The 13,774-nt window shown below is 73.0% G+C and carries 15 protein-coding genes; 10 read left to right on the top strand and 5 right to left on the bottom strand.

Going from position 1 to position 13,774, the window contains the following annotated elements; translation table 11 throughout:
* Positions 1–147 precede the first annotated feature (147 nt).
* The 9 genes from ACFY01_RS12210 (at position 148) to ACFY01_RS12170 (ending at position 8,353) form a co-directional block, all read left to right on the top strand.
* Positions 148–1,152: an ATP-binding cassette domain-containing protein gene (locus ACFY01_RS12210; protein ID WP_390735755.1), complete on the top strand. Its 1,005-nt coding sequence runs from the start codon at positions 148–150 to the stop codon at positions 1,150–1,152.
* 1 nt (position 1,153) lies between these two features.
* Positions 1,154–1,957, top strand: coding sequence for an ABC transporter permease (locus tag ACFY01_RS12205; RefSeq protein WP_390735608.1), 804 nt, complete (start codon positions 1,154–1,156; stop codon positions 1,955–1,957).
* Complete coding sequence (locus ACFY01_RS12200) at positions 1,957–2,763, top strand: ABC transporter permease (RefSeq protein WP_390735607.1); 807 nt, start codon at positions 1,957–1,959, stop codon at positions 2,761–2,763. Before ACFY01_RS12205 ends, ACFY01_RS12200 begins: the two co-directional genes overlap by 1 nt.
* Positions 2,764–2,812: 49 nt before the next feature.
* The gene (locus ACFY01_RS12195; protein WP_390735606.1) at positions 2,813–3,397 is read left to right on the top strand and encodes a hypothetical protein; all 585 of its coding nucleotides are present in this window, start codon (positions 2,813–2,815) and stop codon (positions 3,395–3,397) included.
* A 103-nt stretch (positions 3,398–3,500) separates the two neighbouring features.
* Complete coding sequence (locus ACFY01_RS12190) at positions 3,501–4,823, top strand: jacalin-like lectin (protein WP_390735754.1); 1,323 nt, start codon at positions 3,501–3,503, stop codon at positions 4,821–4,823.
* Between the two features lie 55 nt (positions 4,824–4,878).
* Positions 4,879–5,445 (top strand): TetR/AcrR family transcriptional regulator, encoded by a 567-nt coding sequence (locus ACFY01_RS12185; RefSeq protein WP_390735605.1) that lies wholly within the window; start codon positions 4,879–4,881, stop codon positions 5,443–5,445.
* Between the two features lie 10 nt (positions 5,446–5,455).
* On the top strand, positions 5,456–6,166 hold the full coding sequence (locus ACFY01_RS12180; RefSeq protein WP_390735604.1) for an alpha/beta fold hydrolase: 711 nt from the start codon (positions 5,456–5,458) through the stop codon (positions 6,164–6,166).
* Between the two features lie 50 nt (positions 6,167–6,216).
* Positions 6,217–7,602: a hypothetical protein gene (locus tag ACFY01_RS12175; protein WP_390735603.1), complete on the top strand. Its 1,386-nt coding sequence runs from the start codon at positions 6,217–6,219 to the stop codon at positions 7,600–7,602.
* A 22-nt stretch (positions 7,603–7,624) separates the two neighbouring features.
* Positions 7,625–8,353, top strand: coding sequence for a hypothetical protein (locus ACFY01_RS12170; protein ID WP_390735602.1), 729 nt, complete (start codon positions 7,625–7,627; stop codon positions 8,351–8,353).
* Here the strand turns inward: ACFY01_RS12170 and ACFY01_RS12165 are convergent.
* The 4 genes from ACFY01_RS12165 to ACFY01_RS12150 all read right to left on the bottom strand — a co-directional run bounded on the left by ACFY01_RS12165 (position 8,340) and on the right by ACFY01_RS12150 (position 10,611).
* Positions 8,340–8,774, bottom strand: a complete 435-nt coding sequence (locus tag ACFY01_RS12165; RefSeq protein ID WP_390735753.1) for an NUDIX hydrolase — start codon at positions 8,772–8,774, stop codon at positions 8,340–8,342. The two genes, ACFY01_RS12170 and ACFY01_RS12165, sit on opposite strands and share 14 nt — an antisense overlap.
* A 105-nt stretch (positions 8,775–8,879) precedes the next feature.
* Positions 8,880–9,635: an isocitrate lyase/phosphoenolpyruvate mutase family protein gene (locus tag ACFY01_RS12160; RefSeq protein WP_390735752.1), complete on the bottom strand. Its 756-nt coding sequence runs from the start codon at positions 9,633–9,635 to the stop codon at positions 8,880–8,882.
* Between the two features lie 14 nt (positions 9,636–9,649).
* The gene (locus tag ACFY01_RS12155) at positions 9,650–10,168 is read right to left on the bottom strand and encodes a hypothetical protein (RefSeq protein ID WP_390735601.1); all 519 of its coding nucleotides are present in this window, start codon (positions 10,166–10,168) and stop codon (positions 9,650–9,652) included.
* A gap of 74 nt (positions 10,169–10,242) precedes the next feature.
* Positions 10,243–10,611, bottom strand: a complete 369-nt coding sequence (locus tag ACFY01_RS12150; protein WP_390735600.1) for a VOC family protein — start codon at positions 10,609–10,611, stop codon at positions 10,243–10,245.
* Positions 10,612–10,691: 80 nt separating this feature from the next.
* On the opposite strand from ACFY01_RS12150, the gene ACFY01_RS12145 reads away from it, so the two are divergent.
* Positions 10,692–12,071: a hypothetical protein gene (locus ACFY01_RS12145; RefSeq protein ID WP_390735599.1), complete on the top strand. Its 1,380-nt coding sequence runs from the start codon at positions 10,692–10,694 to the stop codon at positions 12,069–12,071.
* Here ACFY01_RS12145 and ACFY01_RS12140 read toward each other — a convergent pair.
* Complete coding sequence (locus ACFY01_RS12140) at positions 12,016–13,752, bottom strand: DUF2264 domain-containing protein (RefSeq protein ID WP_390735598.1); 1,737 nt, start codon at positions 13,750–13,752, stop codon at positions 12,016–12,018. The genes ACFY01_RS12145 and ACFY01_RS12140 overlap by 56 nt on opposite strands.
* Positions 13,753–13,774 lie beyond the last annotated feature (22 nt).

Genomic DNA, 13,774 nt, shown 5'->3' with positions numbered 1-13,774 from the left:
TACGACCACGCGCCCGTAAAACCAGTGGCGCAGGTGACGTACGCGGGTGTGGGCTTGTTCCATCCCGTCCTCCGTCGCCCCTTGCGTCACCCCACCGTCCCGTCCCACCCCTCCCGCCCGCCGAAGGAGACACGTCTGGCCATGAGTGTGACCGGTAACATCGAGGTCCGCGGTCTCTCCCGCACCTTCCACACCACCGTCCGCCGCCCCGGTTTCGCGGGGGCCCTCAGGTCCCTGGTCAACCCCGAGCGGGTCGCCAAGCACGCCGTCTCCGACATCTCCTTCGACGTGGCCCCCGGTGAACTCCTCGCCCTGCTCGGCCCGAACGGCGCGGGAAAGTCCACCACCATCAAGATGCTGACCGGCATCCTCACCCCGACCGCCGGCGAGGCGCGCGTCGCGGGCGTGGTGCCGTACGAGGAACGCGAGCGCAACGCCCGCAACATCGGGGCGGTGTTCGGGCAGCGTACCCAGCTGTGGTGGGACCTGCCGGTGCGGGAGTCGTTCGCGATCCTGCGGGACATCTACGAGGTGCCGAAAGCCGAACACGCCGTGAGGCTGAAGGAGTTCGACGAGCTGCTGGACCTGTCCTCCTTCTGGGACACCCGGGTGCGCCACCTCTCCCTGGGGCAGCGGGTGCGCTGCGACCTGGCGGCGGCGCTGCTGCACGATCCGCCGGTCGTCTTCCTCGACGAGCCGACGATCGGCATGGACGTCGTGGTCAAGGAGCAGGTCCGCGAGTTCCTGAGGTACCAGGTCGCCGAGCGCGGCCGTACCGTGCTGCTGACCACGCACGACATGACCGAGGTGGAGCGGCTCGCGGAGCGGGTGGTGCTGGTCAACCACGGGCGGCTGGTGCTGGACGGCACGCTGGACGAGATCCGCCGGAGGTTCGGCTCGACGTGGCAGGTGCGGGTGACGCTCGCCGATCCGCACGCGGGGATCGTGCCGCTGCCGGGCATCACGGTGGTGCGGCGCGAGGGCCCGCAGGTGGTGTTCGGCCCGGAGGACCCCGAGAGCTCCGCCGCGCCGACGGTGCACCAGGCGCTGAAGCTGGTCGTCGAGCGGTACGAGGTGACGGACATCGCCCTCGACGAGGCCGATCTGGAGGACGTGATGCGGGCCGCCTACGTGCACGCCGAGGCGGTCTGACATGGCCTTCCCCGTCGCCTGGCGCGCCGCCCGCGTCACCCCGCTCGGCGAGCTGTACACCCCGCCCCGCGTCACGGCCGCCCTGCTGCGGCTGACCGTCCAGGTGGTGCTGGTGGCGTCCCTGTGGCGCGGCCTGTACGCACACACCGGTACGACGGCCGGACTCACCCGAAACCAGGCGGTGACCTACGCCGTCCTGGCCGTACTCGCCTCCCGGCTGCGGGAACTGGACCAGTACGCGGCCCGGGACACGGTCGTGCAGCACCTGCACTACGGCACGATCGTGTACTGGTACCTGCGTCCGCTGCCGCCCCACCGCTACTACGCGCTGCGCGCCCTGGGCGAGCAACTGTACGGATTCGCCTGGGCGTTCGCCGGATACGTGATCTGCCTGGCGGCCGGTGTGGTGGCGCCGCCCGGGTCGGCCGCGGTGGCCGCCGTGTTCGCGCTCAGCCTGCTGCTCGGGCAGTGGGTGCTGCACTACGTCATGCTGCTCATCGACCAGTTGTGCTTCTGGACGCTGCGCAACGACGCCGCCATCCTCATCCTGATCTTCGCGCAGAACCTGCTGTCCGGGGTGTACGCGCCGCTGTGGTTCTTCCCGCACTGGTTCGTGGTGCTGAGCGGCTTCCTGCCCTTCCAGGCCACGCTGAGCGTGCCGCTGTCGCTGTACGTGGGCCGCATCCCGCTGGCGGACGCGGGTGTGCAACTCGCTGTCCAGGCGGGCTGGGTGGTGGCCCTGCGGTTCCTGACCCGGTTCCTGTGGCGGCGGGCCGGCCGCCGTGTCGTCTCGCAGGGAGGCTGATGCCCGTGAACGCCGTCCGGATCGCCTGGCGCGTCACGCGTCTCAACTTCCGCGCCCAGCTGGAGTACCGCACCGAGTTCCTGATGATGATCGCGATCGGGGCGGTCTGGCAGGTGTCGGTGATCGTCTTCGCGACGGTGCTGCTGACCCGGTTCACCGGCATGGGCGGCTGGGACAGCTCCGACGTCCTCCTCATCCCGGCCACCCGCATGCTGGCGCACGGGCTGTTCGTGCTGTTCCTGGGCCGGATGCACGGCCTGGGCCGGCACATCCAGGAGGGGAAGATCGACGGGTACCTGCTGCGGCCCATGCCGGTGCACCGCCAGATCCAGCTCCAGTTCTTCCCCACCAACGCCATCGGTGACCTGACAGTGGCCGCGGGCCTGATGGGGGGCGCCCTGGGCCGCAGCCACCTGGACTGGACGGCCGGCCGGACCAGTTACCTGATCGCGGCCGTCCTCGGCGGAATGCTCCTGGAGGCGGCCCTGTTCACGGTGGTCGCCGCGGCCTCGCTGCGCTTCCCGGCGGCCGGCTACTGGGGCCGCTGGCTGGAGGAACTGCTCGGCACCTTCGGCAGCTACCCGCTTAACGTCCTGCCGAAGATGGTGGGCGGTTTCCTGACCTACGGCCTGCCACTCGCGTTCGTCGCCTACTTCCCGGCCGCGGTGCTCACGGGCCACGGCCACCAAGCCGGGGCCCCGTACTGGCTGGCCGCCGCGTCACCGCTGCTCGGTGCCGTCGCGTACCTGCTGTCCCGGCTGCTGTGGCGGTGGAGCCTCGACCACTACACGGGGGTGAACGGGTGAAGGCTGCCGCGGGGGCGGCACTGTCGGCGGGGTGTGCGACAGTCCTGGCATGACCGGGACACCCTTGCCGCCTCCGTACGCCGACGAAGCCGCCCTGTGGAGCCGGCTGGCCGCTCTCCTGCCCGATCCTGTGGATGTAGACGAGGTGCAGGGCTGCTGGGACATCGGCGAGCAGGAGGGCGGCCTCACGGTGCTGGTCGAGAGGATCCACGAGCAGGGCCTGTCCGTGAGCGAGTCGGCGCGGGCCGAGCTGGCGGTGATGGCCGAGCAGTGGGGCGTGTGGGACCAGCTCGGACCGGACATCGCCCGGTGCGGACCGGTGCCGGACGCCGCCCGGCTGCGGGTGCTCCCGGACGACGCCGGCGACCCGCTCCCCGCCTCGTCCGTCCTGCCCGGCCCTCCGGCTGCGGACCTGTTCCTGGTGCCGTGGATCCGCTGCGCCCGCTGCGGCCGGGTGCTGGCCCGGGGCCACCGGATGGAGTGGTGGGGGAAGCTGTCGTACCTCCCCCTCCGCTACGTCGTGTACGCCCCCGGCGACGCCCCCGCGCCCCAGGTGTTCGATCCTGAGGAGCGCGGAGCCGCCTGGTCGGCCCTGACCGCCCTGCGGACGTGCTGCCGGCCGGACCCGGCGTGACGCAGACGTCGGCAACGGGAGGTCACGCACAAAACTTGAACAGTTTTCTCAACCACCCTTCTAAAACACGGTCGTTGACATGAACATGGGCCTCATGCGACCCATGAGACAACTCCTCGGCACCCTCGCGGCGGGCGCGCTCGCGCTCGCCGGGCTCTCCGCCTCCGCCGGCACCGCGCAGGCGGAGAGCGCCACCTCCGGCACCTTCAACGTGCTGACGTACAACGTGGCCGGCCTCCCCGAAGGCCTCAGCTCGAGCCACCCGGCGACCAACACACCCCTGATCTCCCCCCGGTTGGCGCCCTACGACATCGTGAACGTCCAGGAGGACTTCAACTACCACGCGGCCCTGTACGCGGGCGACGACCACCCCTACCGCACCGCGACCAGCGGCGGCGCGGCCTTCGGTGACGGTCTCAACACCCTGTCACGCTACCCCTTCGACGACTTCGAGCGCGTCAAGTGGAACAACTGCACGGGCACCAACTGCCTGACGCCGAAGGGCTTCACACTCGCCCGGGTACGGCTGGCCGAGGGTGTCTACGTCGACCTCTACAACGCCCATCCCAACGCGGACGACACCGACGACGCGCTCGCCGCCCGCCGCGCCAACATCGCGCAGCTCTCCGCCTTCATCCAGGCCAACTCCGCGGGCAACGCCGTCATCGTCATGGGTGACACCAACACCCGCTACACGCGCACCGGCGACAACATCCGCACGCTCGTGAACGACAACGGGCTCACGGACGCCTGGGTGAAGCTGACCAAGGGCGGTACGGCCCCGGCGCAGGGCGCGGACCCGCTGCTGTGCCCGACGTCGGCCCCGACGAACGACTGCGAGGTGGTCGACAAGGTCCTCTACCGGAGCAGCCCGCTGGTGTCCCTGACCGCGACCCGCTACAACGACGAGTGGGCGTCCTTCCTGGACTCCTCCGGCGGCAACCTCTCCGACCACTTCCCGCACACCGTCGACTTCTCCTACACCCTCAACTCCAGGCTGCGGGCGAGCGACTTCTTCGGCGGTCCGCACGGCACGGCCTTCAACGACGCCGACGACCTGCCGTCCGCCGTCTCCCCCCGCACCCTGACCCTGCGCGGCGGCGCCCGTCTGGACGCGGTGTCCCTGACCCACAACGGCGGTACGGTCCTGTCCCACGGCGGTACGGGCGGCACGGCGGCCTCCCTGACCCTCGCCTCCGGCGAGCACCTCACCTCCGTGAAGCTGACCGAGGGCCAGAAGGACGGCCGTACCCGGATCTTCTCGGCCGCGTTCACGACGGACAAGGGCCGCGGCCTCTCCTGCGGCACGGCGACCACCGACGCCACCACCTTCACGGCCCCGTCCGGCTGGCAGATCGTCGGCTTCACCGGCCGCTCCGGCGACGAGATCGACAAGCTGGGCGTCCTGTACGCGCCGATCGGCTGAACCCGCCTGGCCTAGGTGCCCTAGGATTGCTCCTAGGAGACCTAGGAGGTGTCGTATGGCTCGCGTCGGACTCACCGCCGACCGCCTGGTGGCGGCCGCGGCCGAGCTCGCCGACGAGGCGGGGTTCGAGAACGTCACCCTGTCGGCGCTGGCCCGCCGCTTCGGCGTGAAGGACGCGAGCCTGTACTCGCACGTCAGGAACCTTCAGGACCTGCGCACCCGGCTCGCGCTGTACGCGGGCGCCGAACTGGTCGAACGGATCGCGGCGGCCGTGGCCGGCCGGGCCGGGAAGGAGGCGCTGGCCGCCTTCGCGGGGGCGTACCGGGAGTACGCCCTGGAGCGGCCCGGCCGGTACGCTGCCACCCAGATCCGCGTCGACCAGGACCTCGTCGCCGACTCCCCCGCCATGCGCCGCACCGCCGAGGTCACCTACGGCATGCTGCGCGCCTACGGCCTCGAGGAGCCCGACCTCACCGACGCCGTACGCCTGCTGCGCAGCACCTTCCACGGCTACTGCGCCCTGGAGTCCACCGGCGGCTTCGGCGCCTCCCGTGACGTACAGGCCTCCTGGGACAGGGCGGTCGACGCCCTGCACGTCGCCCTCGCGCACTGGCCACGGTAGAGGAACAGCCATGACCGAACCGCACTACGACGTCACCGGCAGCGGGCCCGTCCTGCTCGTCGTCCCCGGCGGGGCCGGGCATCCGATGGGGCTCGGCCCGGTCACCGAACGGCTGGCCGAGCGGTTCACGGTGGTCACGTACGACCCGCTCGGCCTCGCTCACGGACGGCTCGGCTCGCCGGTCGCCGACCAGCGGCCGGCGGACTGGAGCGAGGGGGCGCACGCGGTGCTGGAGGAGGTGCTCGCGGCGGACGAGTCCGCGTACGTCCTCGGGACCAGCTCCGGCGGGATCGCGGTCCTCGACCTGCTCGCCCGGCATCCCGGGCGGCTGCGGCACGTGGTGGCGCACGAGCCGCCGTGCGTGACGCTGCTGCCGGACGGCGCGGGGCAACGCGCCCGGCTGATCGAGGGGTTGCGGGCCGGGCAGACCTCGGCCGAGGGGCCCATGGCGGTCTTCCTCGCCCATGTCCTGGAGCCGTTCACCTCGTACGCGCCGGCCTTCACCGCCTCCCCCGGCCGCCTCACGCTGGCCGCCGGGACCGATTCCCGGGGTCAAGTCCTGTACGACACGGCCGTGTCGGTGGCCGAGCGCACCGGCGGTGCCTTCACCGAGTTCCCCGGCGGGCACCTCGGCGCGCTCGAACATCCCGTGGCGTTCGCCGACCGCCTCGCGGAAACACTGATTCAGGTGGACGCCCCAGGGGCACCGTTGACCACTTAGAATGGAAGCTTCGCGGGTGCCACGTGCCGCCCTGGGGGAGGGAGCGCGCCTTGTCCCGACAGCAGCTCGGACACGGGCCCTTGACACCCCCCGGCGCCGCCCCCGTGCCCCCGGACGGCACCGGCACGCCCCCGGCGCGTTTCGTCGGCTGGCTGGGCAGTCTGGGCTGTGCGGCCGCCGGATACGGGGTGTTCCAGTTCCTGTTCGGGGTGCTGCCCGACTCCCTCGGCGGTGAGCTCGCCAAGTGGCTGGTCTCCGGGGTGAGCGGGGTCGGTACGGGGCTCGCGGCCTGGCTGGCGGCGGCCCTGCTGAAGGCGCGCTCCACCCGGCCGGGACTGGCCGCCCCGGTGACCGTGCGGGCGGCGACCGCCGCGTCGGGCCCGCTGCCCGGGGTGTTCGCCGCCGCCTACGAGGCGCTGGCCGATCAAGTGAGGGTGGTCGACGACCCGGCCCGGGGGCGGCTGACCGGCTGGACGCACTCGCTGGGCGAGACCACCCCGTGGCCGCCCACACCCGTCGGTACCGCCTACGGCCTGCACATCATGCTCGACCTGGGCGTGCCGGACGGGCGGCTGAGCACCGGCGACCTGGTGGACACGCTGTGGCGCCTCCGGCTGCCCGGCGGTGGCTGGTCGGCGCGCTCGCAGGGCTCCCAGGCGCGTCCGGAGGTGACGGCGCTGGTGCTGGGCGCGCTGGCCCGGGCGGGCTCCTCCGGGGAGCGGCTCGCCGCGGAGGTGACCCGGTGCGGCGCCGCGTTCACCCGGGAACTCGACCCGGCCGGGCGGGAGTCCACGCACGTCCTGACGACCGTACTGCGCGGACTGCTGCGCGCGGCGCCCCGCTCGGCGCTGCTGCCGCCGCTGCGGGAGGCGCTGGTGGACGGCGCGATCGACGACGAGCGCCGCGAGCACCTGCGCTGCTGGGGCTACCGGCTCCACCCGCCCTACGGCCCGCCGTCACCGCTGCACACCGCGCAGGCGGTGGTCGCCCTGGACCGGGCGGCCCGGGTGCTCGGCGAGACGGCCGGGGCGCGGGCGGCCCGTCAGGACGGGGTGCGCTGGCTGCTGGCCTGCCCGGACGCGCCGCACCACGCCTGCCTGGACGTGGAGAACCTGCGCGAGGAGGTCCGCCGGACGCGCACCGACGACCCCACCCGCCAGGAGGTGCTGAACGTACGGCACTTCACCGCGTCCTGGATGGTGCGTGCCCTGCTCACCCCGGGCGCCCGCGAGGTGGCCCGCGCGGACGGGCTCCAGGCGCAGTGGCGGGAGCGGCTGGACGGCGCGGTCGCCGCCGTGTGGGCCGGGCAGTCGGGCGGCATCTGGAGCTGGGACCGGGGTGACGGCACCGAGCTGCGCCGGCCCATGTGGATGACGTATCAAGGGCTTTCGGCGCTGCGGGCGCATGCCGTATGGATGTATCAGCCGGTCGAGTGACCGTTGGCGAAGTGGGGTGTGCATGGGCGGTCGGCAGGTCCTGGCGGCGCGGCGGCTGCTGGCCGAGACGCTGGACGGTGAGCTGACCGAGCAGGCCACGGTGGGCGCCGCCCGCGCCGTGGTCGCCGAACTCGGCTCACACGAGCGGCTGTTGGAACTGGTCGCCGAACTCGCCTCGGGCGAGGGCGATCCGGAGGGCTGCGCCGGGCTGTCGTACCGGCACGTCCTCGGCTTCGACAAGCTGCTGCTGATCGACGCCGGCCCCCGGCACAAGGTGCGCGCCCATGTGTGGCATCCGTCGGCGGCCGGGCCAGGCAAGGAGGACGTGCACAACCACCGCTCGCCGCTGGCCTCCCACATCGTGCGGGGCAGGCTCGCGATGGAGCTGTACGAGGCCGGGACCGGGGAGGGCGGGATCGGCGCCGACCGCTACGAGGAGTCCCTCGCGGACCGGTCGGCGGACTGGCTGCTGCGGCCGGCCGGCCGGGCCCGGCTGCGGCTGACGCACGTGGCGCAGTACGCGGCGGGCAGTTCGTACGCCCTGCCCGCGCGCACCCTGCACCGCGCCTGGTGCGACACGGACGCGCCGACGGTGACGCTGTTCCTGGAGACGGGCGCCGGCCGGCGGTGCCACACCGATGTGTTCACGGCGGCCGGTCCGCATCCTGGGGCGGTGCCCAAGGTGCCCATGGACGTGGCCGACTACCTGGCCGCGCTCGGCGATCTCGCGGAGCTGCTCAGGAGTTCGTGAGTGCCTGGCTCGTCAGGGCCTGGCGCACGACGTCGAGGTTGTAGTCGTCGATGTCGACCGTGGACAGCGCGGCGGGTGCCAGCCAGGCGTACGCCTGGTCGGCCTCGGGCAGCGTGACGAGCCGGGTGAGCGGCCTGACCAGGAAGTTGGCCTGCCAGTTCTTGACCTCGTGCCCGCGGTAGTCGCTGACGAAGGACGACTCGCCGACCCGGCGGACGACCTCGCCGAGCAGCCCGGTCTCCTCCTTCAGCTCGCGCAGGGCGCCGTCCCCCGGGCTCTCGCCCGGCTCCAGCTTCCCGCACGGCACGCCCCACACCCGCGGCAGGAACCGCTCCCGCTCGCTGCGGCGCACCAGGAGCACCCGCCCCTGTTCGTCCATCACGACGGCGGCCGCCAGTCGCCTCTCGCCGGGGGTCTCCATGTCCATGGTTCCTCGGTCCCTACCGGGTGATGAGTCCAAAGGGTCTGATACCCCGGAAAGCTTCCACCGTACCAGGACGGGGCGAACGGGGCTGTGTTGTCGCTCTCAGCCGGGCCGGCGCCCCAGCGCCTGTACGGCGTCGTACGAGGGCGTCGTCCCCTGCGGTGTGCGCCCGCCGGCGATGTCGGCCATCGCGTCCAGCGCGGCGCCCAGCGCGCGGCGGTACAGCAGGGAGCCGAGGCTGATCCGGCTCACCCCGAGTCCGGCGAGGCGGGTGACGGAGGGCCCGGCCGGCGAGTAGAGGACGTTGAGGGGGACGTCGAGGTGCCGTACCAGGGCGGTGATCCGCCCGGGGTCGGTCAGGCCGGGCACGAACACGCCGTCGGCGCCGGCCTGTCGGTAGGCGTCCAGGCGGGGCAGGGTGCCCTCCCCGTCGGCCAGCCAGTACGTGTCCGTGCGCGCGTTCACGAACAGGCCGGGCGCGGCCGACTTGGCCGCCGCGATCTTCGCCGCGTGCCGGTCGGCCGGGCCGTTGCCGTCCTCCAGGTTGATCCCGACGGCGCCGACGGCCCACAGCTCGCGCGCCAGCTCCCCCACCTCGTCCGGGTCGTCGCTGAAGCCGCCCTCCGCGTCCACGGACAGCAGGAACGGCCCGCTGCCGAGGGTGAGGGCGAGCCGCAGGGTGTGCTCCCGGGTGGCGGCGGCACCGTCGGGCAGTCCCGCCGCGGCCGCGACGGCGAGGCTGGTGGTGCCGATCGCGGCGTGGCCCTGGGCCGCGAGGGCCGCCGCCGAGGCGTGGTCCCAGGCGTTGGGCAGGAGCAGGGGCTCGCCCGGGCGGTGCAGATCGGCGAACCCCGTCATGCCGGTCGTGGCCGTCATGACAGCTCTCCCACGGCGTCGGCGTAGTAGGTGGAACCGCTCAGGTGGTGGGCGAGTTCGCGGAAGCTCCAGCCCTCACCGGGTGAGGCGTCGAGCTGCTCGTCGGTCAGCGCGTCGAGGCGGTGTGCCCAGATGCGGGCGAGGCGGGTGAGGCGGCTGCGGGCCTCGTCGAGGTCCTCGGCGGTGAAGGGCGCGAGATCGGCGGCGGTGGTGATCGCGGAGGCGTGCCAGTGGTCGGGCTGGGGCTGGGCACCCGCCAGCCGGGACTCCAGTTCCGCCAGGTGGTCGACGAGGTGGTCGGCCACCCGGCGGATCGCCTTGTGCGGGGTGTGGACGCGGTCGTCGACGGGGGCGGGGGTGCCGTCCCAGGAGGTCCAGGTGGCCGCCAGGGCGAGGACGTGGTCGACCATGGCGGTGACGGACCGGGCGGGGCTGTCGGGCGCGGTGGCGGGTGCGGTCTCGGGTGCGGTCTCGGGTGCGGTGGCGGGTGCGGTGTCGGGTGCGGTGTCGGTCATGCTCCGAACGCTAGGCGTGGATCTCTTCGGTGCCGGCCGAAGTGTCCGCGCCAGGTCTCCCCGCCGGGCCGTGCCTACCGGGCGCGTTCGGCCGCGCTGCGCTCCACGCAGAACTCGTTGCCCTCCGGGTCGGCGAGGAGGGCCCAGCCCGTGCCGTCCTCCTTGCGGTGGTCTTTCACGAGCGTGGCGCCGAGGGCGAGCACGCGCTCCACCTCCTCGTCGCGGGTGCGGTCCTGCGGCTGGAGGTCGAGGTGGACACGGTTCTTGACGGTCTTGGGTTCCGGCACGGTGACGAAGAGCAGGCCCGCGCCCTCGATCAGCGCCTCCGGGTCGCCCGGGTGGTCGTCGTCGTGCAGCGGCAGGTCCAGCACCTGGGACCAGAAGGTCGCCAGCGCGTACGCGTCGGCGCAGTCGACCGTGATGTGACGGATCTTGGAAGTCATGGGCGTGATTCTTGTGGACGTCCGGGAAAAACGTGACCGGATTTCGGCAACCTTCCCGGGTCCGGCGGCGACCCGGGGTCATGACATCTGTACGACGCACGACACGTCACCGCCGGGTCCGCGCGGCCCGCAAGCCCGCGATCGGCGCGCTGGCGGCGGCCGGGTTGCTCGCCGGGGCGTGGTACGCGACCGCCGGGGCGGCGACGACCTCCCTCACCATCACCACCACAAAGGTCAGCCTGCCGGCCAAGTACCCCTACCTGTCGGCGGGTTACAACGGCACCCGGGAGTGGAACCGCACCGCCACGGCGGTCGCGCCCAACGGCACCCTGCGCGTGGCCTGGCCCGCCTCGGACGGGATCCACGTCACCCCGTTGAGCGCGGCCGGAAGCCGTTCGGGCGCGGACACGGTCGTCAAGGGTGCCAAGGAGGTCGGCGGACTGGTCGCGCACAACGACGGCTTCGCACTGCTCACCCGTGTCGCCGACACCAACAAGTGGCACGAGACGGCCGCCGCGATCGTCCGCTACAAGGGCGGCGCGAAGAGCTGGACGACCAAGCTCACCGGCACCGCCTCCCACGACACCGCCCCGCTGCTGGACGGCCGGCTGACCTGGAACGGCAGCAAGTACGGCGCCTACTTCGTGGTGCACGGCGCGGGCGGCTTCGCCGACGGGCACTACGGCGACAAGCTGTCGTACGTCAGCCCGAAGGGCAGCGAACTGAGCGGCGGCTGGAGCTGGGGGTGCAGTCACAACGAGGGCATCGCGCTGCACGCGGAGACCTCCGGCGCCTTCACCTCCCTCTGCTTCGACGACTGGCGTTCGGGCCTGTTCGTGTCCACCGGGATCGGCGCCCCGGACGTGGCGCCGGTGGTGCAGCGCGAGCAGTGCTGGGCCGGGTACTGCGGGGGCACCTTCCCCGGCCGTACCGGTGACCTGGTGAAGTCGGCCACCGGCCGCTACGCCACCGCCTTCGCCTCCCGTGGCGCCGCCTCCGCGAAGAAGAACCCGGACGACTCCAGCGGACGCGGCTGGACGGTCACGCCGAAGACGTCCACCCACCAGGTGGCGATCGCCTTCCTCAAGAACCGCGACTCCGGCCCCGGCAAGGCGGTCTACCTGTCCAGCACCAAGGGCACCGAGCACGTCAACGTGCACCTCGCCCCGTACGGCGAGGACAGGCTGCTGCTGTCCTGGGAGTCGCTGAAGAGCGCCAAGTGCGCCGCCGGCACCTGCACCGGCACCTTCACCGGCACGCATCTGCGTCTCGTCGACTGGAGCGGCAAGTTCCGATCCGCGGACAAGGTGGTGAGCGCCCGGATCACCGGGGACGTCGCGGTCCTCAAGGACGGGACGCTCACCTGGGCCTACGCGCCCGTCACCCCCTCCTACAGCACCAGGCTCACCGGGGCGTCACCGACCACGACGAGCCTGCGGATCGCCCGTCTGACGCCGTGAACCGGAAGGCCCTCGGCGGGCCCGCCGCCCACCGGACCACCAGCTCATGACTCCCCCGCGCCTCCACGGTGACCAGTCCCGTGAGGCGCGGGGGTTCCAGCTCGGCACTGAGGCGGGCCAGGGCGACGAAGAGGGTCGCCTCCTCGCCGGTCACGCCTTCGAGGTCCTCCGACAGCCCCGCGACCGCGGCGAGTTCGGCCCGTACGCCCTCCGGTGCCGCCCAGCCGGTCACCCGCACCGGCGTCCCCGGAGCCGCGCCCGCCACCAGGTGCGCCCGCACCTCGGCCGCGCCCTCGGCCACCACCAGGGTGGTCACCGTGATCCCGTCCCGGACGGTGTGCCGGGAGGCGGCCCAGCCGTCGCCGACGCCCAGCGGCACGATGTCCGTACGGCTCGCGTCGCCGCCGACGATCACACTGTTGTCCGGCACGCTGTTGTCCGGCCGGTCGCCCTGGGCCCCGGCGGGCGCCGTCGCGGTGGAGTAGGCGAGCCGCGTGTAGTACGGGTCGTAGCGGACGTCCTCACTGCCGTGGTTGTGCAGGCGGACCAGGCCGTCCGAACGCGTGGACTGGAGCAGCCAGTTGGGGGCGGCGACCGGGGTGACCGCGTCGGCGCGCTCCGCCGGGCCCGGCTCCTCGGCCGCCGTCCACACCGGGTGCTCGGGTGGCAGGAGCAGGCCGAGGAAGCCCTTGCTAGCCCAGTAGGGGGACGCGGGCCCCGAATAGCCCTGGAGGACCGCCTCGTCGGGGCCGTGCCAGCCGAGGGTCAGCAGACCCCGGTCGTCGACCGCTCCCCGGTCCAGGAAGTACTTCAGCGCGCCCGACGCCAGCCTCCGCGTCTCCCCCGGCGCCAGCGGCGTACGCCCGGTGAGCGCGCCCAGCCACAGCGGGGCCGCCGTCGCGAAGCGGTAGGTGAGGGAGCGGCCCTGGTGCATCGGGGCGCCGTCGGAGCCGAACAGCCCTGCGTAGTCGGCGAGATGGGTTTCGAGGCGGCCGCCGTAGAGGTCGAGGAGGCCGGGGTCGTCCGCGAGCCAGGCGTGCAGCACCGGGTAGAGGTGCATGGCCCAGCCGTTGTAGTAGTCGAACTTGCGGCCGTCGCCGTCGGTGTACCAGCCGTCCCCGACGTACCACTGCTCGATGCGCTCCAGGCCGTGGTCGACGGCCTTGCGGGCGGCGTCGGGCTCGTGGCCGATCTCCGCGAGGAAGCCGCCCACGGTGACGGGGAACAACTCCCAGTTGCACGGCCAGGGTTCGGCGGTGAGGGCGTCGGCGAGCCAGTCCGCGGCCCGCTGCCGTACGGCGTCGTCCAGGCGGTCCCACAGCAGCGGGCGGGTCAGGCGCAGCGCGAGCGCGATCGACGCGGCCTCAACCAGGGGCTGGCCGCGGTCCTCGATGCGGGGCCAGACGCCCGCGGTGCCGGCGGCGAGGCCCTCGGCGTAGCGGCCGAGCGCGGTCTCGTCGCGGCGGAAGGCGGCCAGCAGGAGGGTGCGGGCGTACCCCTCCAGGCCGTCGGAGAGACGGCCCGACCAGCTCTGGCGCTCGCCGGGCAGGTGGTAGAGCGCGCGGTCGGGGGTGGCGTACGGCTCCACGGCGGCGAGCAGGGCGTCGGCGGCGGCCTCCCAGTGCGCGCGGGTGTATCCGGTGCGGGGGCTGCGGGCGTGGTCGTCGGCGGGCAGGTGCATCAGGTTCCTTCCAGGGCCCGGG

The sequence above is a fragment of the Streptomyces sp. NPDC001480 genome (assembly GCF_042894725.1).
Taxonomy (GTDB): domain Bacteria; phylum Actinomycetota; class Actinomycetes; order Streptomycetales; family Streptomycetaceae; genus Streptomyces.
This window is presented reverse-complemented; position numbering and strand designations above follow the sequence as displayed.

Excerpts from the sequence above, each read along its gene's own strand:
- ACFY01_RS12170 (WP_390735602.1), top strand. The coding sequence starts at position 7,625 with ATGGGCGGTCGGCAGGTCCTGGCGGCGCGGCGGCTGCTGGCCGAGACG.
- ACFY01_RS12185 (WP_390735605.1), top strand. The coding sequence starts at position 4,879 with ATGGCTCGCGTCGGACTCACCGCCGACCGCCTGGTGGCGGCCGCGGCC.
- ACFY01_RS12145 (WP_390735599.1), top strand. The coding sequence starts at position 10,692 with ATGACATCTGTACGACGCACGACACGTCACCGCCGGGTCCGCGCGGCC.
- ACFY01_RS12200 (WP_390735607.1), top strand. The coding sequence starts at position 1,957 with ATGCCCGTGAACGCCGTCCGGATCGCCTGGCGCGTCACGCGTCTCAAC.
- ACFY01_RS12165 (WP_390735753.1), bottom strand. The coding sequence starts at position 8,774 with ATGGAGACCCCCGGCGAGAGGCGACTGGCGGCCGCCGTCGTGATGGAC.
- ACFY01_RS12160 (WP_390735752.1), bottom strand. The coding sequence starts at position 9,635 with ATGACGGGGTTCGCCGATCTGCACCGCCCGGGCGAGCCCCTGCTCCTG.
- ACFY01_RS12190 (WP_390735754.1), top strand. The coding sequence starts at position 3,501 with ATGAGACAACTCCTCGGCACCCTCGCGGCGGGCGCGCTCGCGCTCGCC.
- ACFY01_RS12140 (WP_390735598.1), bottom strand. The coding sequence starts at position 13,752 with ATGCACCTGCCCGCCGACGACCACGCCCGCAGCCCCCGCACCGGATAC.
- ACFY01_RS12195 (WP_390735606.1), top strand. The coding sequence starts at position 2,813 with ATGACCGGGACACCCTTGCCGCCTCCGTACGCCGACGAAGCCGCCCTG.
- ACFY01_RS12205 (WP_390735608.1), top strand. The coding sequence starts at position 1,154 with ATGGCCTTCCCCGTCGCCTGGCGCGCCGCCCGCGTCACCCCGCTCGGC.
- ACFY01_RS12150 (WP_390735600.1), bottom strand. The coding sequence starts at position 10,611 with ATGACTTCCAAGATCCGTCACATCACGGTCGACTGCGCCGACGCGTAC.
- ACFY01_RS12155 (WP_390735601.1), bottom strand. The coding sequence starts at position 10,168 with ATGACCGACACCGCACCCGACACCGCACCCGCCACCGCACCCGAGACC.
- ACFY01_RS12180 (WP_390735604.1), top strand. The coding sequence starts at position 5,456 with ATGACCGAACCGCACTACGACGTCACCGGCAGCGGGCCCGTCCTGCTC.